The organism is Amycolatopsis sp. WAC 01416 (assembly GCF_003947485.1).
Taxonomy (GTDB): domain Bacteria; phylum Actinomycetota; class Actinomycetes; order Mycobacteriales; family Pseudonocardiaceae; genus Amycolatopsis.
Window position 1 is genome coordinate 909,465 of sequence record NZ_QHHX01000002.1, and the last position, 25,540, is coordinate 935,004.

The 25,540-nt window shown below is 66.8% G+C and carries 20 protein-coding genes; 7 read left to right on the forward strand and 13 right to left on the reverse strand.

Annotation, left to right across the window (positions count from 1 at the left end; all coding sequences use genetic code 11):
* Positions 1-5: 5 nt before the first annotated feature.
* Positions 6-395, reverse strand: a complete 390-nt coding sequence (locus DL990_RS08805) for a hypothetical protein (RefSeq protein ID WP_233598652.1) — start codon at positions 393-395, stop codon at positions 6-8.
* 48 nt (positions 396-443) lie between these two features.
* On the opposite strand from DL990_RS08805, the gene dapE reads away from it, so the two are divergent.
* Complete coding sequence (gene dapE, locus DL990_RS08810) at positions 444-1,517, forward strand: succinyl-diaminopimelate desuccinylase (protein ID WP_125798341.1); 1,074 nt, start codon at positions 444-446, stop codon at positions 1,515-1,517.
* On the opposite strand, the gene DL990_RS08815 is transcribed toward dapE, so the two are convergent.
* The 6 genes from DL990_RS08815 to DL990_RS08840 all read right to left on the reverse strand — a co-directional run bounded on the left by DL990_RS08815 (position 1,510) and on the right by DL990_RS08840 (position 10,611).
* Complete coding sequence (locus DL990_RS08815) at positions 1,510-2,397, reverse strand: aminoglycoside phosphotransferase family protein (protein ID WP_199746267.1); 888 nt, start codon at positions 2,395-2,397, stop codon at positions 1,510-1,512. The two genes, dapE and DL990_RS08815, sit on opposite strands and share 8 nt — an antisense overlap.
* On the reverse strand, positions 2,394-3,647 hold the full coding sequence (locus DL990_RS08820) for a helix-turn-helix transcriptional regulator (protein WP_125798342.1): 1,254 nt from the start codon (positions 3,645-3,647) through the stop codon (positions 2,394-2,396). Before DL990_RS08820 ends, DL990_RS08815 begins: the two co-directional genes overlap by 4 nt.
* 174 nt (positions 3,648-3,821) lie before the next feature.
* Entirely contained in the window at positions 3,822-4,877 is a 1,056-nt protein-coding gene (locus DL990_RS08825) for a chitinase (RefSeq protein ID WP_125780845.1), read from the reverse strand.
* A 203-nt stretch (positions 4,878-5,080) separates the two neighbouring features.
* Entirely contained in the window at positions 5,081-6,670 is a 1,590-nt protein-coding gene (locus DL990_RS08830) for a M28 family peptidase (RefSeq protein ID WP_125798343.1), read from the reverse strand.
* Between the two features lie 84 nt (positions 6,671-6,754).
* On the reverse strand, positions 6,755-9,019 hold the full coding sequence (locus tag DL990_RS08835; RefSeq protein WP_125780849.1) for a M4 family metallopeptidase: 2,265 nt from the start codon (positions 9,017-9,019) through the stop codon (positions 6,755-6,757).
* 278 nt (positions 9,020-9,297) lie between these two features.
* Positions 9,298-10,611 carry a tetratricopeptide repeat protein gene (locus DL990_RS08840; protein WP_125798344.1) on the reverse strand — a complete coding sequence of 438 codons (1,314 nt, stop codon included), beginning with the start codon at positions 10,609-10,611 and terminating at the stop codon, positions 9,298-9,300.
* A gap of 183 nt (positions 10,612-10,794) precedes the next feature.
* Between DL990_RS08840 and DL990_RS08845 the strand changes: the two genes are divergently transcribed.
* From DL990_RS08845 to DL990_RS08860, 4 genes are all read left to right on the forward strand, one after another.
* Positions 10,795-12,657, forward strand: a complete 1,863-nt coding sequence (locus DL990_RS08845; protein ID WP_125798345.1) for a glycoside hydrolase family 9 protein — start codon at positions 10,795-10,797, stop codon at positions 12,655-12,657.
* 112 nt (positions 12,658-12,769) lie between these two features.
* The gene (locus DL990_RS08850; RefSeq protein WP_125780855.1) at positions 12,770-13,555 is read left to right on the forward strand and encodes a TIGR00730 family Rossman fold protein; all 786 of its coding nucleotides are present in this window, start codon (positions 12,770-12,772) and stop codon (positions 13,553-13,555) included.
* A complete protein-coding gene (locus DL990_RS08855; RefSeq protein WP_125798486.1) occupies positions 13,555-14,133 on the forward strand; it encodes a TIGR00730 family Rossman fold protein in 579 nt (192 codons plus the stop codon). The genes DL990_RS08850 and DL990_RS08855 overlap by 1 nt, the downstream gene beginning before the upstream one ends.
* A gap of 138 nt (positions 14,134-14,271) precedes the next feature.
* On the forward strand, positions 14,272-15,786 hold the full coding sequence (locus DL990_RS08860) for a recombinase family protein (protein WP_233620424.1): 1,515 nt from the start codon (positions 14,272-14,274) through the stop codon (positions 15,784-15,786).
* A gap of 142 nt (positions 15,787-15,928) precedes the next feature.
* Here the strand turns inward: DL990_RS08860 and DL990_RS08865 are convergent, their stop codons facing one another.
* The 4 genes from DL990_RS08865 to DL990_RS41230 form a co-directional block, all read right to left on the reverse strand.
* Positions 15,929-16,603: a hypothetical protein gene (locus tag DL990_RS08865; protein WP_125798347.1), complete on the reverse strand. Its 675-nt coding sequence runs from the start codon at positions 16,601-16,603 to the stop codon at positions 15,929-15,931.
* A complete protein-coding gene (locus DL990_RS08870) occupies positions 16,600-17,448 on the reverse strand; it encodes a replication-relaxation family protein (protein WP_158632596.1) in 849 nt (282 codons plus the stop codon). Before DL990_RS08870 ends, DL990_RS08865 begins: the two co-directional genes overlap by 4 nt.
* A gap of 113 nt (positions 17,449-17,561) precedes the next feature.
* A complete protein-coding gene (locus DL990_RS08875) occupies positions 17,562-19,046 on the reverse strand; it encodes a type IV secretory system conjugative DNA transfer family protein (protein ID WP_158632597.1) in 1,485 nt (494 codons plus the stop codon).
* Positions 19,036-20,340 (reverse strand): hypothetical protein, encoded by a 1,305-nt coding sequence (locus DL990_RS41230; RefSeq protein WP_158632598.1) that lies wholly within the window; start codon positions 20,338-20,340, stop codon positions 19,036-19,038. The genes DL990_RS08875 and DL990_RS41230 overlap by 11 nt, the downstream gene beginning before the upstream one ends.
* 710 nt (positions 20,341-21,050) lie before the next feature.
* Here DL990_RS41230 and DL990_RS08880 point away from each other — a divergent pair.
* Positions 21,051-21,920 carry a 1-aminocyclopropane-1-carboxylate deaminase/D-cysteine desulfhydrase gene (locus DL990_RS08880; RefSeq protein WP_125798350.1) on the forward strand — a complete coding sequence of 290 codons (870 nt, stop codon included), beginning with the start codon at positions 21,051-21,053 and terminating at the stop codon, positions 21,918-21,920.
* Between the two features lie 11 nt (positions 21,921-21,931).
* Here DL990_RS08880 and DL990_RS08885 read toward each other — a convergent pair whose 3' ends face one another.
* Entirely contained in the window at positions 21,932-22,993 is a 1,062-nt protein-coding gene (locus DL990_RS08885) for a hypothetical protein (protein WP_125798351.1), read from the reverse strand.
* A 922-nt stretch (positions 22,994-23,915) separates the two neighbouring features.
* On the opposite strand from DL990_RS08885, the gene DL990_RS08890 reads away from it, so the two are divergent.
* Complete coding sequence (locus tag DL990_RS08890; RefSeq protein WP_158632599.1) at positions 23,916-24,218, forward strand: helix-turn-helix domain-containing protein; 303 nt, start codon at positions 23,916-23,918, stop codon at positions 24,216-24,218.
* A gap of 644 nt (positions 24,219-24,862) precedes the next feature.
* Here DL990_RS08890 and DL990_RS08895 read toward each other — a convergent pair.
* Positions 24,863-25,537, reverse strand: a complete 675-nt coding sequence (locus DL990_RS08895; protein ID WP_125781176.1) for a 1-acyl-sn-glycerol-3-phosphate acyltransferase — start codon at positions 25,535-25,537, stop codon at positions 24,863-24,865.
* Positions 25,538-25,540 lie beyond the last annotated feature (3 nt).

A 25,540-nucleotide genomic window follows, 5' to 3' on the forward strand; every position in this document is an offset into this window, starting at 1 on the left:
CCGCGTCAACCGCCGACGAGGCTCTTCACACTGGTCAGCGCCGTCGCCATGTCGGCGAGTGCTTGGCCGCACGGCCCGCCGGGAGCCGCTTGGTCCTGGCAGTTCGCGGTGCGGAAGGCGGCGATCGGGCGATCGAGGACGTCGGCGTGCGACGACAGGTCCGGCCTGCGCTTGCGGACGGTGCCCGCGGCGCTGGAGAGTTCGGTGACGTACTTCTGGCAGCCCTTCGGCGACTCGGTCCCCGGCGCCAGATAGCACTGGTCGGTGGTCAGCGCCTTGAGCTTGATCGGCAGCACGTCCGGCCCGGTGCTCTGGGTCGGCCGGACCTTCACCGGGGCTTCGCCCGATCCGCAGCCGCTGAGTACCAGGAGGAGGGCGACCAAGATCGTTCGCATGCGCACTCCTTCACGGTAGCCCCGGGCCCACGGCGGTACGGTGCGGGCATGCCTTCGCTCGATCTGCACGCCGATCCCGTCGATCTCACCGCCGCGCTGGTGGACATCTTCAGTGTCTCGGAAGAGGAGAAGGTCATCGCGGACACCGTGCAGGCCGCGCTCCAGGCGCAGGCGCCGCATCTCGAGGTGATCCGCAACGGTGACGCGGTCCTCGCCCGCACGAACCTCGGCCGCCCTTCGCGGGTGTTGCTGGCCGGGCATCTCGACACCGTTCCGGTCAACGACAACATGCCCGTGCGTCGTGAGGGAGCCGGTGACGACGAGATCCTGCACGGGCTGGGCACCGTCGACATGAAGAGCGGCGACGCCGTCTTCCTTCACCTCGCCGCCGCCCTCCGTGAGCCGAGGCACGACATCACCTTCGTGTTCTACGACTGCGAAGAGATCGAAGCGACGAAGAACGGCCTCGGCCGCATCGAACGCGAACTACCCGAGTGGTTGCGGGCCGACCTCGCGATCCTCGGCGAACCGTCGAACGGCGGGATCGAGGGTGGTTGCCAGGGCACGATGCGGATCGAGATCCGCGTCGACGGCGTCCGGGCGCACACCGCGCGCGGCTGGATGGGCGTCAACGCGATCCACGGCCTCGCCGAACCGCTGCGCAGGCTGGCCGAGTACACGCCGCGGGTGGTCGACATCGACGGGTTGACCTATCGCGAAGGCTTGCAGGCCACGAAGATCGGCGGCGGTGTCGCGGGCAACGTCGTACCGGACGAGGCCGTGCTCACGATCAACCACCGGTTCGCGCCCGACCGCTCATCCGAGGAGGCCGAGGCGCACCTTCGCGACGTCTTCGCGGGCTACGACGTCAAGGTCGTCGACTTGTCGCCAGGTGCCCTGCCCGGTCTGAGCGCCCCGGCGGCGGCCGAACTGATCGCCGCGGCCGGGGGCAAGGCGGTCGCGAAGCTGGGCTGGACCGACGTCGCGCGCTTCGCGGCTCTCGGGATTCCGGCGGTGAACTTCGGACCCGGCGACCCGACGCTGGCGCACACCCGGCAGGAGAACGTCCGCGCGGGCGAGATCCGGCAGGTGACCGCGGTGCTGCGCGCGTTCCTCAGCTGATCAGGGCGAGCAGCTCGTCGAGTGCCCGCTCCGGGCCGCCATAGGTCAGGTGCGCGATGGCGAACATCGGGGCGACCACCCGGCTCCAGGCGTACAACCGGTCCCCGTCGAGCCCGCAGGCGTTCGCCACCGAATGGCAACGGGCCTCGACGCCTTCGTGCCCGGCGCCGCTCACCACGTAGTCGACGGCGTCGAAGCACGGATCACCCACGCACGCCTTCGGATCGATCGCGATCAGGCCGCGCGAGCCGCCGTCCAAGGCGTTGCCGAGATGCAGATCGCCGTGGAGCAACACGACGTCGGCCTGGGTGTCCAGCAACTTCTCGCAGCGCTCGATCGCCCGCTGCCAGGTGTCGGTGCCGATCCTGGCGGCGATGGCCGGCTCGGTGATCCGCTTGCCGATCCGGGCGAAGGATTCCTCGAACCGGCCGCGCAGGCTCCACGGCCAGTCCGCGGGCGGGGCGACGGAATGCAGCGCGGTCAGCAGCTCTCCCCAAAGTCCGGGCAGGGTCGGCAGCGGCAGGTCCTCGGCCGGGGTGCCCGGCCGGATCTCCTCCAGCACCATCGCGCCGGCGTCCGCGTCGGCGGCCAGCACGGCGGGCACCCGGCCCGTCGGCGCGAACACCCGCAGCATCTGGAGCTGTTTGGTCAGCAGCGCGCCATCCGGGCTGAGTTTGAGCACCGCCGGTGTCCCGTCGGTCCATCGGCAGCGCAGCACGACGGACGAGGCGCCGCTGTCGAAAATCTCGCCGGGCACGAAGCCCCATCGGGACGCCAGCCGCTCGGCGAGGGCCGGGACACCGGCGACCCACCCTTCGGCGGCAGAGCCGAATCGGCCCACCAGGCGGGTGTTGAGATCTTCCAAGTCCACTTCGGTCACTTCGCAACGTCCTCTTCTGCGCCAAGCAGTAGTAGTCCACGCCGCAGCAGGTCTGCGGCCTCTTCGGTGCGCCCTTGGCCGAGAAGCAGTTCTCCCGCTTTGTCGACCGAAGCGGCCAAGACGCCGCGAGCGTCACGGAGCGCGGCCACGTCGATGGCGTGCGCGAAGCCCGCTTCGGCTGCTTCGAGGTCTCCGCGGGCCAGAGCCAGCGAGCCTTGCTGGAACGTGAGTGACGCGGAGAGCGGCGAGTCCGCGGGGATGGCTTCGGTCGCTTCGGAGAGTAGCGCGGCGGCGTCGTCGAGACGACCGAGTTCGCGGCAGACGTCGGCGAGTTCCAGGGTGACGGCGTGATCGGCCGCGGCCGCCCTCGACGCGCGAAGGTCCGCGAGTGCGCCTTCGAGGTCGTCGGCACGACGGACCAGCGCCCGCGCGAACAGACACCGGGCCAGCACCGGCCGCAGGGCACGCTCGTGGAGCAGATCGTGCAGCACCGACACGGCGGTGACGGCGTCGGCCACCCGTCCTTCGTCGAGGTAGGCCTCGGTCAGCCGACGCTGGTGGTCGGTGAGTTCGGCCAGGATCTCCTCGCCGCCGCGAGCCAGCCGCAGCGCCTCGCTCGCGTGCTGCGCGGCCTGAGCGGTCTCGCCGAGGCGGAGGTGTCCTTCGGCGAGGTACGCGCGGAGGGTCAGGAGGAGCAGCGGATGCGGATAGCCGTCGAGGCTCGCGCCGAGCGCGGTCCGGAGCAGGTGCATCGCGTGATGCGGCTCGCCCCGGCCGATCAGGACGTTCGCCCGCAGCGCGGCGGCCAGTTCGCGATATGGCGGGATGTCGTCGCCGAGAGCGGCTTCGGCGGCGGCGACCAATCGCGGCTGGGCGTCGCCATCGGTGAACCGCGCGAGCCACAGCCAGGCGAGCCCGGCCTGGCGAGCACGGCCGATCTTCTCCGCCCGCCGAGCCAGCCGCCGCATCTTCGGAGCCGAGCCCTTCCCCGCGAGGAAGTCCGACGCGGCCGACGCGATGTCCAGATCGAGCCGGACGTCGTCACGCGGCGAGGTCACGCCGAGCAGTTCGCCGGTGTCCACCCCGAGCCGCGCGGCGAAATGGCGCAACGCGTCACCGGACGGCGTCCGCGCACCCGTCTCGACGGACGAAACGTAGGCGGCGGTGTAATGCGGCTCGGCGAGTTCACGCTGGGTGAGGCCACGTTCGGCGCGCAGCCGCCGCAGCCGTCCGCCGACCTCGTCGTCCATGCCCGAGAACGATACGGGCGAACCGGCCGAGTTCGCCGCCTGATCACGCGAGTTCGCCGTTTCCGCACAGCGAGCATCCGGCCCGCGTGATCAGAGGCGTAACTCACGTGATCAGAGGCGTAACTCGCGTGATTGGAGGCGTAACTCACGTGATCAGACGGACGACACGAGAGGTCAGCGGCCCTGCAAGGACTTCACGTTCTGGCCGAAGGTCCAGTTCCGCGAACCGTCCCAGTTGAGCGACCAGGTCATCAGGCCCTTGAGCCCCGGAATGCTGCGGTACGCCTGGGAGACCAGGCTCGGCGACATGTAGCCGCCACCGGCGCCCGCCTGCGCCGGCAGGCCCGGAGCCTGCTTGTCGTAGGGAACACGGATCGTCTGGCCCTGGATCACCAGGCCCTTGTCGAGGCAGTTGGTCTGCGCGACGAAACCCTGAACCGTGCCGGCCTGGTACGAATCGCCGGAGCAGCCGTACATGCTTCCGTTGTAGTACTGCATGTTCAGCCACCACAGCCTGCCGTTGTCCGCGTACTTCTTGATGATCGGCAGGTACGCGCCCCAGATCGAGCCGTAGACGACGCTGCCGCCGGTGACGTACGCGGTCTCGGGCGCCATCGTGAGCCCGAAGTTCGGCGGCATCGCGGCGAGCACACCGTCGATGATGCGGATGAGGTTCTTCTGCGACGCGGAAAGCGTGGTGATGTTCCCGCTGCCGACGAGGCCGGTTTCGATGTCGATGTCGATCCCGTCGAAGTTGTACTTCTTCAGGATAGGCACGATGGTCGCGATGAATTTGTCCGCCACGGTGGCCGAGTTCAGGTCGATTCCCGCGGTGGCACCGCCGATCGACATCAGGATCGTTGCGCCTGCGTCCTTGGCGGCGCACATTTCGGCCGGGGTCGCGACCTTCACAGTCGCGTCCATCCCGTCCTCCCATTTGGCCGTTCCGTCGGACAGGATGACCGGAAAGGCGGCGTTGAGCACGTTGTATCCGTTGGCCTTGATGCGGGCGTCGGTGATCGGGATCCAGCCGAGCGGCGGGTGGACGCCGTTCGAAGCGCCGTCCCAGTTCTCCCAATAGCCTTGCAGGACCTTGCCCGCCGGCTTCGATTTGACCGCGCAGACCTCGGCGTCCACCGAGGCCTGCGCCGGGGTCAGGACGACGAGCGTGGTGACGGCGAGTACCGCCGCGCCGGTGATTGCGAGCAGCCGTGAGACGCGACCGAACATACCCAGCTCCCATCTCGAAAGCGGTTTGAACGAACAGGAAGCGGCCGTTCGGCTCAACATAGGTCGCCGCGCACGAGTGGCGCTACCGACGATCGGGTGGTCTAGACCAGATATCGAAAAGTTGTCCGTGAATCCCTCTCACGCACGAAGGCCATCTCACGAGGCCGGGTGTCCTCGTGAGATGGCCTTCGCCATTCGGGTGGTCAGACGGTGATGGTCCAGCTGTCGAGCGTGCCGGTGTCCTGCGCGTAGGCGTCGTAAAGCACGAGCGTCCAAGTGCCGGAAGCGGCTTCGTTGGTCACCGGCACCGAGTACGTCCTGGTACCGAGATCGGTGCAGGGCAGGGAACCGGTGGCCTTGACCGAATACGTGCTGCCGTCGGGGGCCTTCAGGCTGATGCGAAGGTCCTCGGAGCAGGTGTGTGTCCCGGTGATCGACACCTTGACCGGCGAGGTCGCCGTACCCGTCGCGCTGGACGTGATCGGGCTGTTGACGGTCGCGTAGTCGTTCAGCGCGTAGTCGGTGCCGTTGGTGAACGTGCGCACGCTGACGTCGCCGACGGTGAGCGTGTACTGCGCCGTGCGGTCCACCGAGGTCCCGTCACCGGTCACCGTGATCGTGCTGGTGCCGTTGGGAGTGCTCGCCGACGTCGCGATGGTGAGCGTCGAGGAACCGCCCGACTGCACCGAAGCGGGGTTGAACGTCGCGGTCGCCCCGGCGGGAAGACCGGCGGCGCTCAGCGAAACCGCTTGCGCCGCACCGGAAGTCGTCGTGGTGTTGACCGTGACGGTCGCCGACTGTCCCGCTTGGACGGTGCCGGAGGCGGGGGACAGGCCGATCGAGAAGTCGGGGCCCGTCGACGTGCCGACGGCGAGCTTCCAGAGCGCGTACGCGATCGCGTCGCTGTTCTTCTCCAGCGGGGTGTCCGGGATGTTGGACAGCGTGTCGCAGGCGCGGTGGTAGCAGCTGTCGAACGCCCTTCCGGCGGTGCCGCCCCATTTCTGTTGCTGCGCGGCGCTCTTCGTGTATCCGGCACCGGTCGCGAGACCGCCGACCGGGATGCCCGCGCTCTTGAACGACGCGTGGTCCGAACGGCCGTCGCCCTCGGTGTCGCCCTCGGTCTGGATGCCGATCGTCCTGAAGTACTCGTCGAACACGGCCTTGACCGAAGCCACGTCGTCATAGACGAAGTAGCCCCAGTTGTCGGAGCCGATCATGTCGAAGTTCAGGTAGGTCTTGATCTTCGTGCGCTCGGTCTGCGGCAGGCTGTTGACGTAGAACTTGGAGCCGCGCAGGCCGGACTCCTCGTCGGCCCACCAGCCGAAGCGGACCCGCTTGGCCATGGTGGGGTTCTCGCGGGCCAGTGTCAGCGCGACTTCGAGGATCGAGGCCGAACCCGAGCCGTTGTCGTTGATACCGGGGCCGGCGCTCACGCTGTCGAGGTGCGCGCCGAGCATGATGACCTGACTGGCGTCACCCTGCGGCCATTCCGCGATGATGTTCTGGTTCGAACCCGCGCAGCTCGTGCAGGACTGCAACGTGACGTTGTAGCCGGCGTCGCGCAGCTTCTGTGCCACATAGGACACCGACGCCGGGTAACCCGGTCGCCCGGAGGCGCGGTTGCCGCCGTTCTGGTTGGCGATGGTCTGCAACGCGCTCAGGTGCGCCTTGACGTTGGCGAGCGAGATGTCCGGTGCGGCGGCGGCCGTGACCGCCTGCGCGGGCGCCGTGACGACACCCAGTACGGCGGCCATGCCGACGACGGCCGCTCCTATTCGCTTTCCCCACTTCATGCCGGGTTCCTTTCGAGAGGGGTGTGTGAAGGACTCCTTCCCTCGACCGAGCCGAGGGAAGGAGTCCTTCACGCGCGGGAGGCGCTAGACGGTGATCGACCAGCTGGAAAGCGTGCCGGTGTCCTGCGCGTAGGCGTCGTAGACCACGAGGGTCCAAGTGCCTGCCGCGACTTCGTTGGTCACGTTGACCGAGTAGTTCCGGGTGCCCAGATCGGTGCAGGGCAGGGAACCGGTGGCCTTGACCGAATACGTGCTGCCGTCGGGGGCCTTCAGGCTGATGCGAAGGTCCTCGGAGCAGGTGTGCGTCCCGGTGACCGTCACCTTCACCGGCGACACCGCGTTGCCGGTCGCGGTCGAGGTGATCGGGCTGTTCACCGTGCCGTAGTCGTTCAGCGCGTAGTCGGTGTCGTTGGTGTAGGTGCGCACGTCACCGCCGGTGCCGACGGTCAGCTTGTACTGCGCGGTGCGCGCGCCGCTGGCCCCGGTACCGGTCACCGTGATGGTGCTGGTGCCGTCAGGGGTGCTCGCCGACGTCGCGATGGTGAGCGTCGAGGAGGTGCCGGACTGCACCGAAGCCGGGTTGAACGTCGCGGTCGCCCCGGCGGGAAGACCGCTGGCGCTCAGCGAAACCGACTGGGCCGCACCGTTGGTGGTCGCGGTGTTCACCGTGACCGTGGCCGACTCGCCAGGCTTGACGGAACCCGCCGCCGGGGTGACGCCGACCGAGAAGTCGTCGCCCTGCGGGGTGCACGAGGCGGGCTCGCCGGTCGCCGCGGTGACGCTGATCGCGTTCCACGCCGCCTTGGTGGTGTTGAACTCGGTGCAGGAACCCGGGTACAGCGCGAGCGCCGCTTCCAGGGTGGCCTTGCGGGCCGCCTTGTGGTTCCAGCTGGAGGTCTTCTTCAGCAGGCCGTTGTAGAAGATCTTGCCTGCCTTCTGGATGCCGATCCCGGTGATCGAGGTGTTGTTGCAGGTCGGGCTGGCGGGCTTGCCCACCGGCGCGGTGCCCTCGGCGAGCAGGTAGAACCAGTGGTTCTGCGGGCCGGCGGCGGCGTGCACCTCGGTGTTCGGGATGGACGACGAGTAGCAGTCGGGGTTGCCGGAGATCCTGCTCGGCTGGTTCATGTAGCGGATCGGCCCGCGGCCGACCAGGTTCACGCCCTCGCCGACGTCGTAGTCCGGGACGTCCTTGGCGTTGTTGGCGTAGTGCTCGGTGATGGCACCGAAGATGTCACCGGTGGACTCGTTGAGACCGCCGTTCTCGTTGCCGCTTCCCGCGCCGCCCGGCGTGGTCTGGAAGATGGCGTGGCCGTACTCGTGCGCGACGACGTCCATCGGGGTGGCCTGGCGCTGGCTGTCCGACGAGCGGCCGTAGGTGGTCGAGGAACCGTTCCAGTAGGCGTTGGCCTGGTTGAGGCCGACGTAGGCGGGGAAGCCGCCGCCGTTGCCGTTGATGCCGTTGCGGCCGAGCCATTCGCCCAGCATCTTCCACTCGGTCTGGACGCCGAAGAGCGCGTCGACACAGGCGGTTTCCAGGTCGGTGCCGGAGCCGTTGCCCCAGTTGTCGTCCGGTCCGCTGTAGGGCGAGCCGTTCTGGCGGGCGCAGCTGATGTTGGTGCGCTGCGGGTCGCGCATCGTGTACGTGCCGCCGGAGTTCGTCGTGTCGATGGTGACGTTGCCGACGTAGTAGCTGTTCCCGGCGCCCAGCGTGCCGACCTCGTTCGACGTGGTCTTCGCCGCGGCCGGGAAGTTGGACATCTTGACGTCGTCACGGGTTTCGAGAACCGCGCCGGTGGCACCGTCCACGAACACGTGCAGGTTGCTCGGGGTCGTCGCCTTGGTCCCGGCGACGACGACCTCGTAGGCGAGCTTGGGCGAGTTCCCCGCCAGCACGACGAGCTTCGGCGCGATGACACTGTCTACTTTGGATAGCTGGCCGCGGGCGACCTCGGTCGCCTTCGCCGCGGTGATCTTGGCCTTGGTGTCGACCGAGATCGCCGCCGTCTCGGCGGCGCTGGTGCCGCGGACGCGTCCGGCGCCGTCGGCGACCACCACCGCGTCCCCGCCGACCACCGGCAGGCCACGGTAGGTTCGTTCGTAAGCGGCGTAGAAGAGTCCGCCGCCACCCGGGGTCAGCCCGACGCGACGGAAGCCTTCCTGTGCCCCCTTCCGCAAGTGGTCCACACCGGCCGCGGCGGCCTGGTCGGCCGCGCTCGCGGCCACGGCGTCGGGGCTCGCGGGTTGAATGGTGGCGGTGGTCGCGTTCGCCGGGGTCACCGGGAACGTCATGCTCAAGGCAAGGCCGGCGACAGCCGCCAACCCTGTTCTGAGCCCTCGCTGAACGGTCATGGGAAACCTTCCATGGGCAGGACCGTGTACCCGTCAGGCCCTTGGCGCGGCGGGGAATGGGACCGGAGCGGGTGCACGGCGGGGGACGGGGAGCGTGCCCATTCGGATAACTGGAGTTATCCCGATGGACACGTCCGAGTAAAGGAGGCCGGTCACGAAGGCGTCAATGGGCCGGATGGCCTAGCGGAGCGGGTGAAGATCGACATGCAGGGAATGAAATGCCTGTGTAGTAAGAGTTTTCCCGCCATATGCGATATATGGCGACTTTCGTATGGTTTTCATCCGGTGGGCCCGGAATCGGACATAGCGGCCGCGCGCACGCCGCGTCGATACGCCTCCGCCGCCTCTTCGATTAATCCGCGAGCGCGCAATGTGTCGCCCAAATGCAGCGAGGTGGCGACGAGCGCGCCACGCAGTTCCGACTTTTCCTGTGCGGTGGCGGCTTCTTCGAGTAACGCGGTCGCCTCCGGCAGATCACCGCGGGCGCGCGCGACGAGTCCCAGTAGCCGGAGAACCTCCGCCCTGGCTTCGATGTCGGGGGATCGATCCAGAAGCGGCCGGATTCCCTCGGCGAGTTCGGTGGCCTCGTCGAGTTCCCCTTGGCGGCGGCGGACGTCGGCGAGTTCGATGGTCGCGCCGAGTACGCCTTCCCGTGAACCCGCCTTGGCCAAGAGGTCGCGTGCAAGTTGCAATTCGGCTTGTGCCTCGTCGAGTTTGCCCAGCCGTCGCCACAGGAAGCCGCGTGCCCATCGGCTCCGGGCGGCGTCACGGTCGTAGCCGAGGGAGGTGAACAGCCGCAGTGCCCGTGAAAGATCCTTTTCCGCGCGGTCGACCAGGCCGATCTCCTGCCACAGTTGCGCCGCCTGCCGGTGGTACCGGGCGGCGATGTCCTTGCGCCGGGCGGAAGGGAGCGCGCGATGCCCTTCTTCGGCGGCCCGCCGGGCGCGGCGGAGCGCGCCCATTTCGATGAGCGGGTGGATCAGCGCGGTCACCAGCGCCAGTTCGGCGTCGGGATCGACCGGTTCCTCGGCACGGAGTGCGGCGAGTGCGGTTTCGACGAGTGCGACCGACGCACCAAGGTCGCCCGACAGTGCGCGGCAGGCGGCGACACGGTTGACGATCATCGCGCGCAGCCGGGGCGACGCGGTGCCGGCGAGTTCCATGGCGTGGGCGAAACCCTTGTCCGCCAACGGAATGTCGTAGCGCTGCCACTGCACTTCGCCGAGATAGAACCGCGCGTGGCACTGAACGTCCGGCAGCCGGTACTCCGCCGCTCGCCGTTCCACGCGGGTGAATTCGCGTTCGGCGGCTTCGAGTCCGCCTTTCTGCAACTCTCGATATGCGGTTTCGAGCGCGTCGGTGAGTTCCTCGGCGGCGCCCGGCGGCCTGCCGAAGCGGAGTTCGTCCGCGGTGAGGCCGAGCCGTCGCGCGAGATGGGTCAGTACGTCGTCCGAAGGCAGGCGCCCGCCCGACTCGACCTTGGCGAGGAAGCCGCGGTCGTAGCGGGGTTCGGCGAGCTCACGCTGAGTCAGCCCGCGTGCCCGGCGCAACCGCCGGATCCGCGCGCCGAGTGGTTCTGCCCTGGACGGCATCGATCCACGGTAGACGATTTCCCGGCGGAGATCCGGCTGAGCTGGACGGATACCCGCCAACAGTGTCCGGATCCGGTGAGTTCCTCTCGGCGAAACGGACATATTGACTGGTGGTGTTCCGGACGCTAGCGTCCTGCGTCATAAAAAGGAAAGTTTCTTAACTAATTCTGGAACGGGGCGCCGATGATGGTGAGTTCCTGGTCCCGGGCGGTGGCCGCGGTTTCGGCACTGGTCCTCGGGGGTTTGACGGTTCCGGCGGTTTCGGCCGCGGCCGCGGTACAAGGTGAGGTCCGGGTCGATCAGGTCGGCTACGGCATCACCGAGACCAAGCACGCTTATCTCCTGTCCAGCGCGCCGGGTTCGTTCTCGGTGATCGACGAACGCGGCCGGACCGTCCATCGTGGACGGACCGGTGCCTCTCTCGGCGCGTGGAACGCGAAGTATCCGGCGGTGTACCAGCTCGACCTGTCGAGGGTCTGGCTGCCGGGCAAGTACCGGATCGAGGTCAGCGGCGAGACCAAGGCGACCTCGCCGACGTTCCGGGTGGACACCAAGAACCGGCTCTTCACCCCGCTGGTCCGCGCCACCAACGAGTTCTTCCAGGCGCAGCGCGACGGCGACGACATCATCCCCGGCAGGCTCGACCGCAAACCCTCACATCTGGCCGACAAGCAGGCCACGGTCTACGAATGGCCCGCGTTCGGCGGTGAATTCGGCGACGAGATCACCGAACCGCTGAAGCCGGCAGGCGGGCCGGTCGACGTCGAGGGCGGCTGGGTCGACGCGGGCGACTTCGTCAAGTTCACCTCGAACACGGCGTACTCGCTGGCGGAGCTGGGTTACGTGCTCCGTGAGGGCCACGACCCGGCGCTGGCCAAGGAGGTCAAGCTCGGCCTCGACTGGCTCGACAAGATGTGGGACGAGAAGAGCAAGACGCTCTACGCGCAGGTCGGAATCGGGACGGGAAGCGACAAGTTCGGCTTCCTCGGCGACCACGACGTCTGGCGGAACCCGCACGACGACGATCCGCTCGACGTGAAACCCGGTGACCCCAAGTACTTCGTCAAGCACCGGCCGGTCTTCCCGGCGAACCCCGGTGGTTCGGCGCTGAGCCCGAACCTCGCCGGCCGGGTCGCCGCCGCCTTCGCGCTCGGCGCCCAGGTCGAGGCGAAGCGGAACCCCGCGCTGGCAAGGGAATACCTCGCCGAGGCCTCGTCGGTCTTCGCGCAGGCCAAGACCGAGAACGTCGGCGAACTGGTCACCGCGTTCCCGCACGCGTACTACCCGGAGTCGTCCTGGCGGGACGACATGGAACTCGGCGCGACGCAGCTGGCCCTGGCGGCCAAGGCCCTGCGTGACCCGCGGTCGGCCGACTGGACGCGGCAGGCGGCGCACTGGGCGAAGGCCTATATCGACCTCGAAGAGAAGAGCACGCTCAACCTGTACGACACCAGCGCGCTGGCGCACGCCGAACTGGCGAAGCTCCTGCGGCACGGCGTCCCGGGTGCCGTGCTCGGCCCGAAGGAACTGATCGGCGACCTCCGCCGTCAGCTCGACGAAGGTGTCGCGAGCGCGGCGCAGAGTCCTTTCCGGACCGCCGTCTCGGTGAAGGAATTCGATGCGGCCAGCAAGAGCTTCGGGTTCGCCGCGACCGAGCGGCTGTACGCGGACCTGACCGGTGACCGCCGGTACGCGGCGTTCGGTTCGCAGCAGCGGAACTTCACCCTCGGCGCGAACGCGTGGGGCATCTCGCTGGTCGTCGGCGTCGGCACCACGTACCCGCGGTGCCCGCACCACCAGGCGGCGAACCTCGCCGGCGAGGAGAAACTGCTCTACGGCGCTGTCGTGAACGGCCCCAACGGAGCGGAGAACTTCGAGCACATGGAGCTCCCGCCCGGTTCGAAGGACTGCAGGAAGCCCTTCGATACCTTCGACACCCCCGAGGCCCGCTACGCCGATGACCTCGCGTCGTGGCCGAGCAACGAGCCCGCCATCGACTTCACCTCGACGGCCATGCTCGCGTTCGCGCTGACCGGACGTTCCTGAGGCGTGATCGCGGGGCCCGCTTTCCGGCGGGCCCCGCGTTCGCGTAGCCGACAACTCCTGTTCGCGGCGATGCCGCCGCTCCGGACGGTGACGACGTCGTAGGCTTGGCGGGGTGAGTGAGACAAGCGAGTTCCCCGACGGCCAGTACCCGGAACGTCCGATCGAGCGCCACAAGGGCCCGGTCGTGCTGCGGCGGGATCGCCGTGACCAGGGCAGTACCACCGACCAGCGCCTGCTGGACTCACGGGGGCCGAGCGACTGGGTGCACACCGACCCGTGGCGCGTGCTGCGGATCCAGGCGGAGTTCGTCGAAGGCTTCGGTGCGCTGGCCGAGGTGCCGCGCGCGGTGACGGTGTTCGGTTCGGCGCGGACCAAACGGGACAACCCGGAATACGAACTCGGCCGCAAGATCGGCGGCGCGCTCGCGAACGCGGGCTTCGCGGTGATGACCGGCGGCGGCCCCGGCACGATGGAAGCGGTGAACCGCGGCGCCAACGAGGCGGGTGGGTTCTCCGTCGGCCTCGGCATCGAGCTGCCGTTCGAGCAGGGCCTGAACCCATGGGTCGACCTCGGCGTCAACTTCCGGTACTTCTTCGCCCGCAAGACCATGTTCATCAAGTACTCGCAGGCGTTCATCTGCCTCCCCGGGGGCTTCGGCACGCTCGACGAGCTGTTCGAGGCGCTCACGCTGGTGCAGACGAAGAAGGTCACGAAGTTCCCGGTCGTGCTGTTCGGCAGCGACTACTGGGGCGGCCTGTACGACTGGATCGCCAAGACGCTGGTCGCCGAGGGCAAAATCGGTGAGAAGGACCTCGACCTGCTGCACGTCACCGACGACATCGACGACGCCGTGCGCGTCGTCCAGGAGTCGTACCAGGCATGGGAGGACACCCACTGATGGCGGTGCCGCGCCGGGTCTGTGTCTTCTGCGGCTCTTCGATGGGCTTCGACCCGCGGTATGCCGAGGAGGCTCGTGCCCTGGGCACGTTGCTGGCGTCGCGGGGGATCGGGCTGGTCTACGGCGGTGCGTCGGTCGGGACCATGGGCGTCGTCGCGGACGCGGCACTGGCCGCGGGCGGCGGCGTGATCGGCGTGATCCCGGAGGCGCTGGGCAGCGTCGAAATCGCGCACGCCGGCCTGACCGAACTGCACGTCGTCGCCGACATGCACCAGCGGAAGGCGAAGATGGCCGCGCTGTCCGACGGCTTCCTCGCGCTGCCCGGCGGGGCCGGGACGCTGGAGGAGCTGTTCGAGGTGTGGACGTGGGCGCAACTCGGGCTGCACGAGAAGCCGATCGGACTGGTCGACGTCGGCGGGTACTACGCGCCGCTGCTGAAGTTCGCCGACCACATGGTGTCGGAGGGCTTCCTGTCGGCGGGATACCGGGACATGCTCTCGATCGACTCGGACGCTTCAGTGCTTCTGGACGCCTTCGCGGACTACGTGCCTCCTCCGCGGCCCAAGTGGGCTAAGTAGGGGCTTGAGTTTTGGGTCTTGGGTCTGGCGGGTCGTGAGTGGCGTTTCGGGTTCTAGCTGAACCTGTCTTATGTACCTACTGTGGATGACATGGGATTCAGTCATCAGGTTAGTGCAGGTCAGGGCGGGCGTCAGCCGGTGTTGGACTCGTATGCGCGCCTGTCGCGGAATCAGGCGGGGAAGCTGGAGAAGTGCGAGACCCAGCACGCCGACAACCGGGATGTGATCGACCGGTTGGGCGGCGTGCTGGGTGAGGAGATCTCGGACCCGAAGCTGTCCGCGTGGAACCCGAAGGTGCGCCGTCCGGGCTGGGAACGGATCATGAAACGGGTCGCGGCGCGGGCGTCGGATGGGGTGGTGTTGTGGAACACCGACCGTGGTTGGCGGCAGTCACAGGATCTTGAGGACCTGTTCAAGCTGATCGAGAGCACGGGCTATGACTCGTACACGGTGGCGTCCTCACACGGCCGCTATGACCTCACCGACTACAACGACCGGTACCAGTTACGGCAGGAGGTCGCGCACAATCAGCGCAACTCCGATGAGGCGTCTCAGCGGATCTCCCGCCGGTTCGAGGTGCTGCGCAAGCGCGGTATCCCGCATCACCAGGGGCGCCGGTTCGGGTTCGGGGGTCTGGACCGGACCGTGCCGCGTGAGAAGTGGTTGGACGCGGACGGGAAGGACACCCGCAAGCCGGTTCCGGCGGAGCTGGTGGAACGCGAACGCAGGGCGTTGAGCGACGCCACCGATGCCGTGTTGGCGGGGGTGTTCCAATCCACGATCGCGGATGAGTGGAACGCGGCGGGGCTGCTGACGATCACGGGTAAGACGTGGCTGCCGCGTCAGGTCGGGGAGGTGCTGCTCAGGCCGATCAATGCTGGTCTGATCGAGCATGACGGCGTGGTGGTGGGCACGATGCCGGGTGAGCCGATCGTGAAACCGGAGACGTTCACGAAGCTGCGCGCGTTGTGTGCGGGGCGGACGCAGGGCCAGCATCCGAGCGGGGTCTACGTGGGGTCGGGGATCTTGCGGTGCCCGTTATGTGGGCGGGGTGTGAGCGGGCGCCCGCATTCGGGGAACTACCCGGATGGTGAGCGGCGGCGGCAGTACGGGTGCTCGAAGAGTTCGGGCGGGTGCGGCAAGGTCGGCGCCGATATGCGGCGGGTGGATCGTGAGTTGCGCGGGCTGGTGATTTCGCGTTTGTCGGACGCTAAGCACGCGGCGGCGATCCGGGCCGCGCGTGCGCGTGTCTCGGAACGGTTGGCCGAGATCCACACGGAACTCGGTGAGTGCGAGCGCTTGTTGAAGTCGATCGCGGCGAAGCTCGGGGCGGGGAAGATGACCGAGGACGCTTACGATGCGGCCAATGAACCGCTGATGGCCACACACGCGCGGTTGGAAGCGGAGCGGGACGACTTGACCGGTGGGAACCCGGACGGTCCTACCGAGGCGATGAGCAGTGAGGACGCGGCGGCGCAGTGGGACGCGGCCGAGTTCGATGAACGCCGCGCGATGCTCACCGACGCACTCAGCGGCGACACCCTCTATTTGGACCCTGCCGCCAAGAACGGGAAACGGCAGTTCGACCCGAAGCGGGTGCGGATCGACCCGCGCAAGCCCAAGCGCCGGACGCGCGGCCAGCACGCGGCCTGATAGAGCAACGACCCGAGGCCACACCACCCCGGAAACGGGGGCGGGTGTGTCCTCGGGTCGTTGGTGTGTCAGGCCGCGCGTCGGTCTTCGTCGTTCCTCTCAGCGTTGGCGGCGTGGCGGCGTTTGTCGATGCGGTTAAGGATCACCGCGAGTGAGGTGATCCGTTCTTCGGTGAGCGGCGGGAGGTCGGCGACTTTCGCGGCCCACCGGTCGACTGCTTCGGCGTCGAGCCGGGCTTGTTCTTCGGCGTACGTTTCCTTCCTTCGGGCGTCGGCCGGGACGGCTTTGAGGTGGCGGTGCGGGCGTGGTTGCCGGGCGGGCATGGCGGCGGTGTCCTCTCGGCGCGTGGTGCGGGTATCGGCGGCGTGGGGTCGGCTGGTGTCTCCTTTCCTGTGACGGGCAACGGTGCGGGAGGTACGGGTATCGACGTGGCGGCGTCGAGGTCGAACACGGCGCGTTGCCCGTTGTCGCGGCCGAGTTCCAGCGCGGCGGGAAGTGTGGCTACGACGGCGGACACGTCGAGGTACACCCGCCGGTCGCCGGGGTCGCACCATCCGCCGAACACCCGCCCCGGCAACGCGAGGGCATGCCGGGTGCGGGTGAGGTAGTCGGCGAGATCATCGGCCGTGACACGGCCGTCGCAGATGTGTTCGCACTCGGGGTGCACGGCGACGGCGTAGCCGTTGCGGGCGGCGTCACCGGTCGCGGGATCGACGGTGAACCCGCCGTCCGGAACGGTCAGCGCGTCGGCCATCGCGGCCAGCCGCGCCACTGACAACCCGCCCGTGCTTTCGTGATTGTGGGTGTGCTGGTTCATGCCGCCTCCCGGCGCGGTGAGTGGCGGCGTGCGGGCGTCGCGAGTTGAGTCAGGGTGCAGCGTTGCCGGTGTCCTGCGGGCAGCCATACCGGGTCCGTCGCGACCGCCGTATCGCCGGTTGCGGTGGTGGCCACGGTGGCGGGTGGCCCAGTCGGCCAGCGGCGCGCCCACGCGTCGTGAAGGTTGCGTTCGCGGGCAGTGCTGGGAAGTCCGAACAGGACCGGGCGACGGATTCCGGAACGGGCAAGTTCGGCGTACTTGGTGATCTTGTCGGTGAGGGTGTCGAGGGTTTCGGTTCCGGTGTCGTGTTCGTAGAAGAACCCGATGGTTCCGTGCGGGTCGCTGTACTCGCCGTAGCCGTCCGGGCGAACGATGCCGCCGCACGCGTCGGCGGTGACGGCTTCGGACGTCCACTTCCGCAAGACACAGCCGGGGTTGGTGCGGGCGTGTCCGGCGAGAATGGTGAAGAACTCGTTCACGCCGAGCAGGTGTTCGGTGTGTGGCGAGTGCGCCAGCCGGAGCACCTTTTCCGTGACCGCCGACGGTTTCGGTAGTGGCGTGTCGGTCGCGGCGGCGTGCACTGCCGCGCCGACGTGGCCGAGGGTGTAACGCCACGACTGGGAGCCGGGCCAGACCTCGCGCCGGAACCGCGCGAGCACGCCACGGTGATACAGCGCGGCCAGCCGGTGACGGGCGTGGTGCGGTGACCCGAACAGCAGCCGCGTGATCTGGAGCGCGGTCAGCACCCGGTGCTGATCGAGGTGGCCGAACAGGGACAGGTCCCGGTCGGTGAGCCCGCGTGAGCGGGCGAGAGCGTCACCGGTACTGACCGGTTCTATTTCCACTTTGAGGGGGTGGGTGTTGCTGTTCCTAGGAAGTCGGGATGCGGGCATGGTTCCTCCACGGTGGCCGTACGCAGGGGTTTCAGGGCGCCTCAGGCGGCAACTCGGTGGGCCACTCATAAGTTGCCCCTTGAGTTGCCCACCGAGTTGTCCATAGAGCTGCCCACTGAGTTGCCATCGCCGAAAGCGCTGCCCTCACTGGTGTTCCAGTGCTGCCGCAACGCTTGCGCCGCGCCGCTGGCGGCGGGCGTCGTGTCGAGCCTGCGGGCCGAAGCGCTGCCGTCCCGCTCCCTGTGTGAGAGCCCGGTCCGTGCCCGCGCCGCCCGCCGCACCATCGCGCCACGGCCGGGCGGGGCGGGCGGCATCGGCAGGGTGTCCAAGGTGCACGCCGGGGTGTCCCGTCCGCCTGCCACGGCGCGGGCCACGATCTGGAACGCGGGGCGCCGCCGTAGGCCGTGTTCGTCGATATCGGGGGCGACGTGCCGCACCAGGCGGCGGGCGTCGTCCGGCGACACGGTGAAGTACACCTTGGTGCGGGCGTTGGCGTCGATCCCTTCCCGCACATCCGGCTGTAGCTGTGCCTGGTGCTGGTGTGCCAGCACCAGCGACACCCGGTATCCCCGTGCCTCCGCGAGCGCGTCTTCGACGCCGATCGGGAGGTGCAGGAAGTTGTGACACTCGTCCACCACGACCGTCGCGTCCGGCCGCCGTTCGGGCGGCCGGACGGCGCGGCGGGTGATCTCCTGCCACAGTCCGGCGATCAGCAGCGACCCCACCAACCGCGACGCGTCCTCACCGATGTTCCCTTTCGGCAGGCGGGCGATCAGGATGCCGCCGTCCAGCACATCGGCAAGCGTGAAACTCGACCGAGGAGCGCCGAGCAGGGTGCGGGCGAACCGCCGGGTCAGCACCCCGCGCAGACGGGACACGACGGGTGCGCACAACTGGGCACGTTGTGCCGGGGTGGCCTCATCGAACGCGGCCCAGAATCCTTCCAGCCCGTCCGGTTCCCCGACCTCCGCCAGCACCGCACGCCGGAACGGCGCGTGATGCAGCAGCGGCGGGATATCGGCCAGCGTCGAACCCTCACGCCGGATCAGCGTCAGGCACGCGGCGCGCATCAGGTCGTCCATGCGCGGTCCCCACGACGCGGCGTAGAGACGCCGGAACACCGACACCACCCCGTCCGCCACGAGTTCCCGTTGTGCCGGGTCGGTGGCGTCGAGGACGTTGAACGCGGCGGGGGCGTCACGTTCGTCCGGGTCAAGGATCACCAGCCGATCCCCGCAGTCGGCGGGCAGCCGGTCGATCACGTTCGCGGCGAGGTCGCCTTGCGGATCGAGCAGCACCACACCGCGTCCCGCGTCGGCTTCACCGAGGACGTGATGGGCGAGCCAGGTGGACTTGCCCACCCCGGTCACGCCTTGCACGTGAAGGTGATGCCGGGCATCCGCGACGCTCACCCCGACCAGTTCGGACACCCCGGTCGTGGTCGCGCCGAGCAGCTTCGGTGACTGGCGGCGCGGGTCGTCCCACGGCGACACGATGAGCCCGCGCCGACCGTTCCCGCCATCACCGTGGAGGTTCATGTCAGGCCGCATTGCGACCACCGCCGAACCCGTCGAACCCGCCCCGCCCGGGACGGCGGTAGCGGTCACCGTCGAGCCGGGGCAAGGCCCGATCGGCCTTCCGCAACGGCGCCTCCGGGTGGGGCAAGCCATGGCTACCGGGCTGATGCGGCAGGTGCCACACCGACGCCAGCTCACGCACGCTCGCGACGAAACCGCGCCCGTGCGCGTACCGCGCCACCTTGCCCGCCGCACGCCACACCCGAAGCCGCGCGGTGTCGTGTTCGTCAGTCGCCAGCGCCGCCAAAACATCGGCCAGCCCACCCGACGCACGCCGCATCGTGCGCGGCGTGCTCGCGCCCGCGACGACCAACCGGACCGTCGCACGAAGGTGCGGCCCCGCTTTCTGCTTCGCCTCCCGCGCCCGCCGACGCGCCACCGTCACCGGATCCTCGCGGCGTCCCGACGGCCGCGCGTCCCGCCGTGACTCGCGCGCCGAAGACGACGACACCAACAGCATCACGGCGTCGATGACACCGCGCACGATCGCGAGCAGGAACGCACCAACGAGCCCGGCCAGACCCCGCCGGCGACCCGTCCCGCGGCCACGCCGGCGACTTCTGCGGGAAGGGGAAATCACCACCTGAACCGACGCGAAACGACCCGCCACCGCGTGGTCGGAAATCCCTTCCAGCACGGCGCGCAACGGTTCGTCCTCGACCGCCACCACGCCGCGTTCCGGGCGGTGCAGGTGATCGACCAGCGGCGCCCACGGTCCCTCACGCGGTACCAGTTCCGTCGCGCCAACCGCGCCCGCAGGCAACCGGGGCGGCTCGGTCCGGGTCAGCCCGCAACCGGGCCACGCGTGCTCGACCGCCCGCGCCACCGACCGTTCCGGGCCACCACCCGGAACCCACAACCCCGCACGAACACGGCCGTCCGGATCATCGGCCCACAACACCATCGCGACCCGCGCCCGCGTCGACACTCCGGCCAGCGTCGAGGCGAGCAGCCGCCACAACGGCACCGCCCCGTCAGCGGGCAGACGATGCGGCGGCGTGATCTCGAAAAACCGCGCTCCCGCCATCTCCCGGTCGTGGCGCAACCGCACCACCCGCGCCAGCACCGCACCCACCGTCAACGCCAGCACGGCGGCCACGACGAGCAGCGGCCACCACACCGTGACCCAGGCCCACAGGGTGTAGGACACCCACGCCATGAACGCGTTGAACTCGGCCGAGGGATCACACACCAACCGCGCCAGCGCCGACCCCGAACACGGGTCCGCCAACGCGAATGCGTCCCACTGCTGAACAGTCTTGAACATGCTGAATCAACTCCTCTTAGGGCGTCACGAGCAGCCGCGCAGAACAGCGGCGGCGCCACGACGCAACCCCGTCCGTGTCGACGCCGAACGCCGCGCACGGCAGTGCGCGGGGTACGGCAAGCCGACAACAGCGGGATAGCTGTTTCGCTTGGCACAAAAGGGAATTAGCCGACCACGGCAGATGACCGGAACACACGCACATCAGACGTGGACATCGGTCAGCAGAACACCGTTCGGCGGGACATGTTCAGCAGCGCGGGGATCATCCGGCCACGGGCACTATTCGAGGGAACGAGCAAACAAGGGGTCCGGCTCACATCTCCGGTTCATGAACCCTAGGCCCAAGAAACTGACACCCACACCACGCGGGCGCCGCGTGCACTGGACACGATCGGAACGCTGCGCGCCACTGGGATCTCTACTCCGGAGCTATTCCAGCCGATCAACCAAAGTGACGCCCGGTCGCGCTAGCCCGGTCACCCTGATACGCTCCTCCCAGTCCTCTCGCGGGCAACTCGCCGACGCAACCTAGGACCCTCCAGTATTCCCATGATCAAATCTGATCCGCAATAGATCATTCGAGTGATCATGACGATGATTCTTGTCACTGTGCGTTACTACCGTCGCTGGGGTGTGCGTCCGGCTCACGGGCGGGTCGTCAGGTCATCTCCACCGTGGCATGGCGGCAAGAATCCCATAGCATGTGCTTTATGACCGGCTTGAACTTGCGGCTACCGTCGCCCCTTATTGAGGTCCACGACGGCCACTTGGACGCTAAAGGCGTTCGCCTTTACTTCAAGCGCGACGACCTTATTCACGCGGAGTTTCCGGGCAACAAATGGCGCAAGTTGAAATATAATCTGGATGCGGCAACGAAGGATGGCCACTCTAAACTTTTGACCTTCGGCGGCGCCTACTCGAATCATGTTCGAGCCGTGGCGGCGGCGGGCAAACACTTTGGATTTAGCACCATTGGTGTCATAAGGGGCGAGGAGTGCAAGCCGCTCAATTCCTCGCTAGAGTACGCCGTCGATTGCGGAATGGCGCTGACCTACATGGACCGCGAGACCTATAGGCACAAAGATGAATCGGACGTAGTTGGGAGCCTGAATGCCAAGTTTGGGCGATTCTATCTGATACCAGAAGGCGGAAGTAATGCTCTCGCCCTACCTGGTTGCGCCGAGTTGATTGAAGAAATTGCGGTCGATTTCGACGTTATTTGCTGCGCATGTGGCACGGGCGGCACTCTGGCGGGCATCGCTAGCGCATTGCGCGGAGACCAGCAAGCCAAGGGGTTTGCAGTACTTAAGGGTGCGGGATTCCTGGTAGACAACGTTCGCGAACTTCAAGAGCGGGCATTCGGGTGCGCTAGCGACGACTGGTCAATCGAGCTGGGATACCACTTTGGCGGGTACGCCAAAGTAGATCAGACGCTAAGGCTTTTCATTGCCGACTTCGAGTCGCGTTTTGGTCTTAAATTAGACTGGGTTTACGAGGCAAAGATGATGTACGGACTGATGGACCTAATCGACCGTAACCACTTCAAAGCCGGAACGTCGATAGTGGCCCTGATATCCTAATTGCCATAATGCTACTTCCTGTTGTGATATTCCCGCTGAGCGTTCTTCCCAACAGAAGAGCTTTCCAGGTTGAGCGACCACTGACCGCTATTAATGACAAACTCCCGGCCGAATCCAAGCCACATGCCGTTCATGCGTTGCGCACTCGGGTCGACAAATAGTTGTAAGGTGCCATGATAAGTTGCTCCTTTGTAGTAGCCATGCGGTGATGTAGTTTCTCGCCAGCTTCCGGTCGCCACGGAGTCGTCAACTACAAGTTCAATTCGAAGACTAGAACCAGTGGAATGCGGAAGACTCTGGCCTACTAGTTTGTTTCCCTGCTGACGGATAACAATAAAGTGTTCGCCCACGAAATCCTTGCCACGGCCACTACTGGGATATGTATACCGGCTACGCCAAATGCCCGTCATCCCTTCCCTTTGCGAAGATAATTCCAGTGAAGAATCAGCCGGTTTTACGTCGTCCGCCAGGGCGGGCGACGCGGCCGCAAGGGACAGACCGGCGCTCAACTTCAGTAATAATGCCCGCCGATTGGATGATTCTCCGAGCGAGTTGGACCATTCAGCAGCAAGGCGCGCCAATTCATTCACATCAGTCAGCTCCAAGGTTGATATTAGCTCTCCGAGGTCTTGTGCTTCATCGTTGTCGAGCGATGGATCATCTTTCTTTGGAACCCCTGGAATGCGAACCAGTCCATTTGCATTGCTTTTGTAAGCTGAGTCATTTGAGCGGAAGTTGGCACAATCGTCGAGCAGGTCGGATATGCTGCATTCATAAAGTTCCGCGAGGCGTCCTAGAACATCAAGGGATGGCGCATGACCGGTTGAGCCAGGCCACAGCTCCCAATATGAAAAATTCTTGAAAGTCTTTGGGTCTGCTGGCCAGCGGGCGTTCCATTGATCGGCCGCATCGCGTTGACTCCAATCGTGAACCATGCGCATCGCGGCCCGAAGGTTAACGCCATAGCGGCTACAAAATATGGCAGCGATTTCGACCCATGTTTTGTGGTCGGCACGTTGAGCGGCGACCACTTCTCGCTGCTCTTGTCGCAGACTTCGCAGAGCCGATGGCATGATGGCTGTCTCCTCTCGCCTGTGGGCATGGACCGTAGTACCACGTCCACTCTTGCAAGACGTACCGGTTGAACAGGGACATAGTGTCCCACAAGATCACGGTACTACGGGGTGTCTTGTCGAGCTGACCTGCTGTTTCGTAGACGCAAGTACGGCTCGACCGATAACCCTTTAGGAGGGCGGACAGGATGACTCAGGCGAGTTCTGCGACCGATGGGCCGCTGTGCTTCATGTTCGACAATCGTGGCCATCGGCTAGGTGGCGAGATAGACATAGCGAACCGCAAGCACGCCACGATGATCGCGGACATGACCCCTGAGGATTGGGCGGACGCTGCCCGGATGCTTCGCGAGTGGGAAGCGGGACGGCGCCGTGAGCAATGCTGAAGCACTCGGGGGTCAAGCAGCAAGTCACGAGCCTCCGGGTGACCGTTTTGAGGTCGCGGTGGACGGCCTGACGTGGTCACAGTGCCTCCCGCGTTACCGGCGGGCGTTACCAGGACTGATGCTGTCGGATGGCCTGACTCAAGTTACTTTCACGGCGGGAGTGCGGCGACATGAAGCGCAAGCAGCCAGGGAATTCGCCATCAGCTTGGCCTTAAATGCACTTGCATTCGCGCACGAATGCAACAAGAGATTGACTCTTTGCACTAATGATTGGCCCGAAGATGACAAAGATTTCTAATCGTGCCTTGCGCCTACATTCTCGGTCCATGCGCGACAAGCGTTCGAAGTGTATTCGCTGGATAGCTGGCCAATGTTCAGTCGGCTGCCGCTGCTTCTGGTCTTGGCAGCGATCGACGGTGACAAGCACAAGACTGCCGAGGTCGGGTCATGACTCTGGGCAGTAGGCCATCCCTCTTGACCTATCGCCGGTAACCCACGGCAAAACAGAACAGGAACAGAACATGAGGGTGTGCGACGTGGTGGCCGGTGTGGACGATGCGAACGACGATGCGGAAGCCATGCACGAAGTGATCCGGGTTCAATCTCAACTTGGCCGGATTCGCAAGTCTCGGGGCTGGTCCCTGCTCGACGTGGGAAACAAGCTGAACGTGCATCCGTCAACTGTCTGGCGCTGGGAGAACAGCCCGGCCTACGCAAGCAACATCACTGAACTTCAAATGTATGCGCGAGTACTCGGCTACACGTTCCGAGTCCTCGTCATCGCCAATGGCGACGACAAGCCAGGTGAATCGCTTCAACCCCTGCGACCCGACAACTAGTCAGGGCCGAGACGTCGACCCACGCCGCAGCTCCCGGCCGTAGCCGACACACGGCCGAGCTAAGTGGTCTGCAAGGTCCGCGCGCACGGGGGCGAGCAAGGCGCGGCATGCGCAAACCTTCGCCCGCCCCCGCAGCGCGAGAATCACCAGGTCACGAGTAGGTAACTTAAACAGGGTCAGCTCTAAGCCGAATCTCCACTCACGACCACCGCGACCGACGCTTTCTGGCGCTGCTTCGGTACATGAAGGCCCCCTTCATTGCGCCTAGCGTTGTGAAGGGGGCCTTCATGTACTTGGGCTGGCGCGAAGGGCGCCTTCACGCGTGCTGCTTGTGACGTGTGGGTTCACTGGTGCAGCTGGGGTTCGTGAGGTGACCGGCCAAGTCCGTGAAGGACCTCTTGAGGGACCCAGAGTCCGTGAAGGAGGCCTTCACGGCACGTCACCCAGACCAGTCGTGCCCGAAACGCTCCTTTAGTCCCTGAAGTCCCACTCGCGCGTGCAATGAAAGGCTCCTTCCTTGCCAATTTTGCAAGGAAGGAGCCTTTCATTGCAGCGGCGAGGCAGCGGCGCGCAAGCGGCGATGCAGGGAGCCCGAACAGCGGGGAAGCAAGGGACCTTTGCTATCGCCCCACCCCGGCCGACCGTCAGGCAGCGCTCTGATCAGGCCGTTTGTGGTACGAGTCGACGTACTCCTGCCCCGACAGCTCCAGGATCGTGTACATGATCTCGTCGGTCACCGAGCGCCGGATCGCCGGCGACGAGTCCTGCCCCTCGTAGCGCGAGAAGTCCAGGGGCGCGCCGTAGGTGACGGTGATCTTCGCCCGCCGCGGGATGCGCTTTCCGGCGGGTTGCAGGTCTTCGGTGCCGGAAAGGGCGACGGGCACGACCTTCGCGCCGGTCGCCAGCGCCAGTGCGGCGACGCCGGTGTGGCCGCGGTGCAGCCGTCCGTCCAGGGAGCGGGTGCCCTCGGGGTAGATCGCGAAAGCGCCGCCCGCGTCGAGCACCTTCCGCGCCGCTTCCAGCGCGGCGAGACCGGCCTGCGCGTTGCCGCGTTCGACCGGGACGTAGCCGAGGCCGCCCAGGAAACCGGCCATCAGTTTGCCCCTGAGCCCGCGGCCGGTGAAGTACTCCGCCTTGCCGAGGAACTTGACCTGCCGCATCGCCGTGAAAGTGATCACGCCGGTGTCCAGGGCCGCGCGGTGGTTGGGTGCCAGCAGCACCGGCCCGGTGGCGGGAATGTTCTCCACGCCGCGGATCTCGGGGCGGTACAGCGCCCTGACCAGCGGGCCCAGCACGAATCGGACGAGTAGCGGTAGCAAGGG

Excerpts from the sequence above, each read along its gene's own strand:
- DL990_RS08805 (WP_233598652.1), bottom strand. The coding sequence starts at position 395 with ATGCGAACGATCTTGGTCGCCCTCCTCCTGGTACTCAGCGGCTGCGGA.
- dapE (WP_125798341.1), top strand. The coding sequence starts at position 444 with ATGCCTTCGCTCGATCTGCACGCCGATCCCGTCGATCTCACCGCCGCG.
- DL990_RS08820 (WP_125798342.1), bottom strand. The coding sequence starts at position 3,647 with ATGGACGACGAGGTCGGCGGACGGCTGCGGCGGCTGCGCGCCGAACGT.
- DL990_RS08825 (WP_125780845.1), bottom strand. The coding sequence starts at position 4,877 with ATGTTCGGTCGCGTCTCACGGCTGCTCGCAATCACCGGCGCGGCGGTA.
- DL990_RS08830 (WP_125798343.1), bottom strand. The coding sequence starts at position 6,670 with ATGAAGTGGGGAAAGCGAATAGGAGCGGCCGTCGTCGGCATGGCCGCC.
- DL990_RS08835 (WP_125780849.1), bottom strand. The coding sequence starts at position 9,019 with ATGACCGTTCAGCGAGGGCTCAGAACAGGGTTGGCGGCTGTCGCCGGC.
- DL990_RS08840 (WP_125798344.1), bottom strand. The coding sequence starts at position 10,611 with ATGCCGTCCAGGGCAGAACCACTCGGCGCGCGGATCCGGCGGTTGCGC.
- DL990_RS08845 (WP_125798345.1), top strand. The coding sequence starts at position 10,795 with ATGATGGTGAGTTCCTGGTCCCGGGCGGTGGCCGCGGTTTCGGCACTG.
- DL990_RS08855 (WP_125798486.1), top strand. The coding sequence starts at position 13,555 with ATGGCGGTGCCGCGCCGGGTCTGTGTCTTCTGCGGCTCTTCGATGGGC.
- DL990_RS08865 (WP_125798347.1), bottom strand. The coding sequence starts at position 16,603 with ATGAACCAGCACACCCACAATCACGAAAGCACGGGCGGGTTGTCAGTG.
- DL990_RS08875 (WP_158632597.1), bottom strand. The coding sequence starts at position 19,046 with ATGCGGCCTGACATGAACCTCCACGGTGATGGCGGGAACGGTCGGCGC.
- DL990_RS41230 (WP_158632598.1), bottom strand. The coding sequence starts at position 20,340 with ATGTTCAAGACTGTTCAGCAGTGGGACGCATTCGCGTTGGCGGACCCG.
- DL990_RS08880 (WP_125798350.1), top strand. The coding sequence starts at position 21,051 with ATGACCGGCTTGAACTTGCGGCTACCGTCGCCCCTTATTGAGGTCCAC.
- DL990_RS08885 (WP_125798351.1), bottom strand. The coding sequence starts at position 22,993 with ATGCCATCGGCTCTGCGAAGTCTGCGACAAGAGCAGCGAGAAGTGGTC.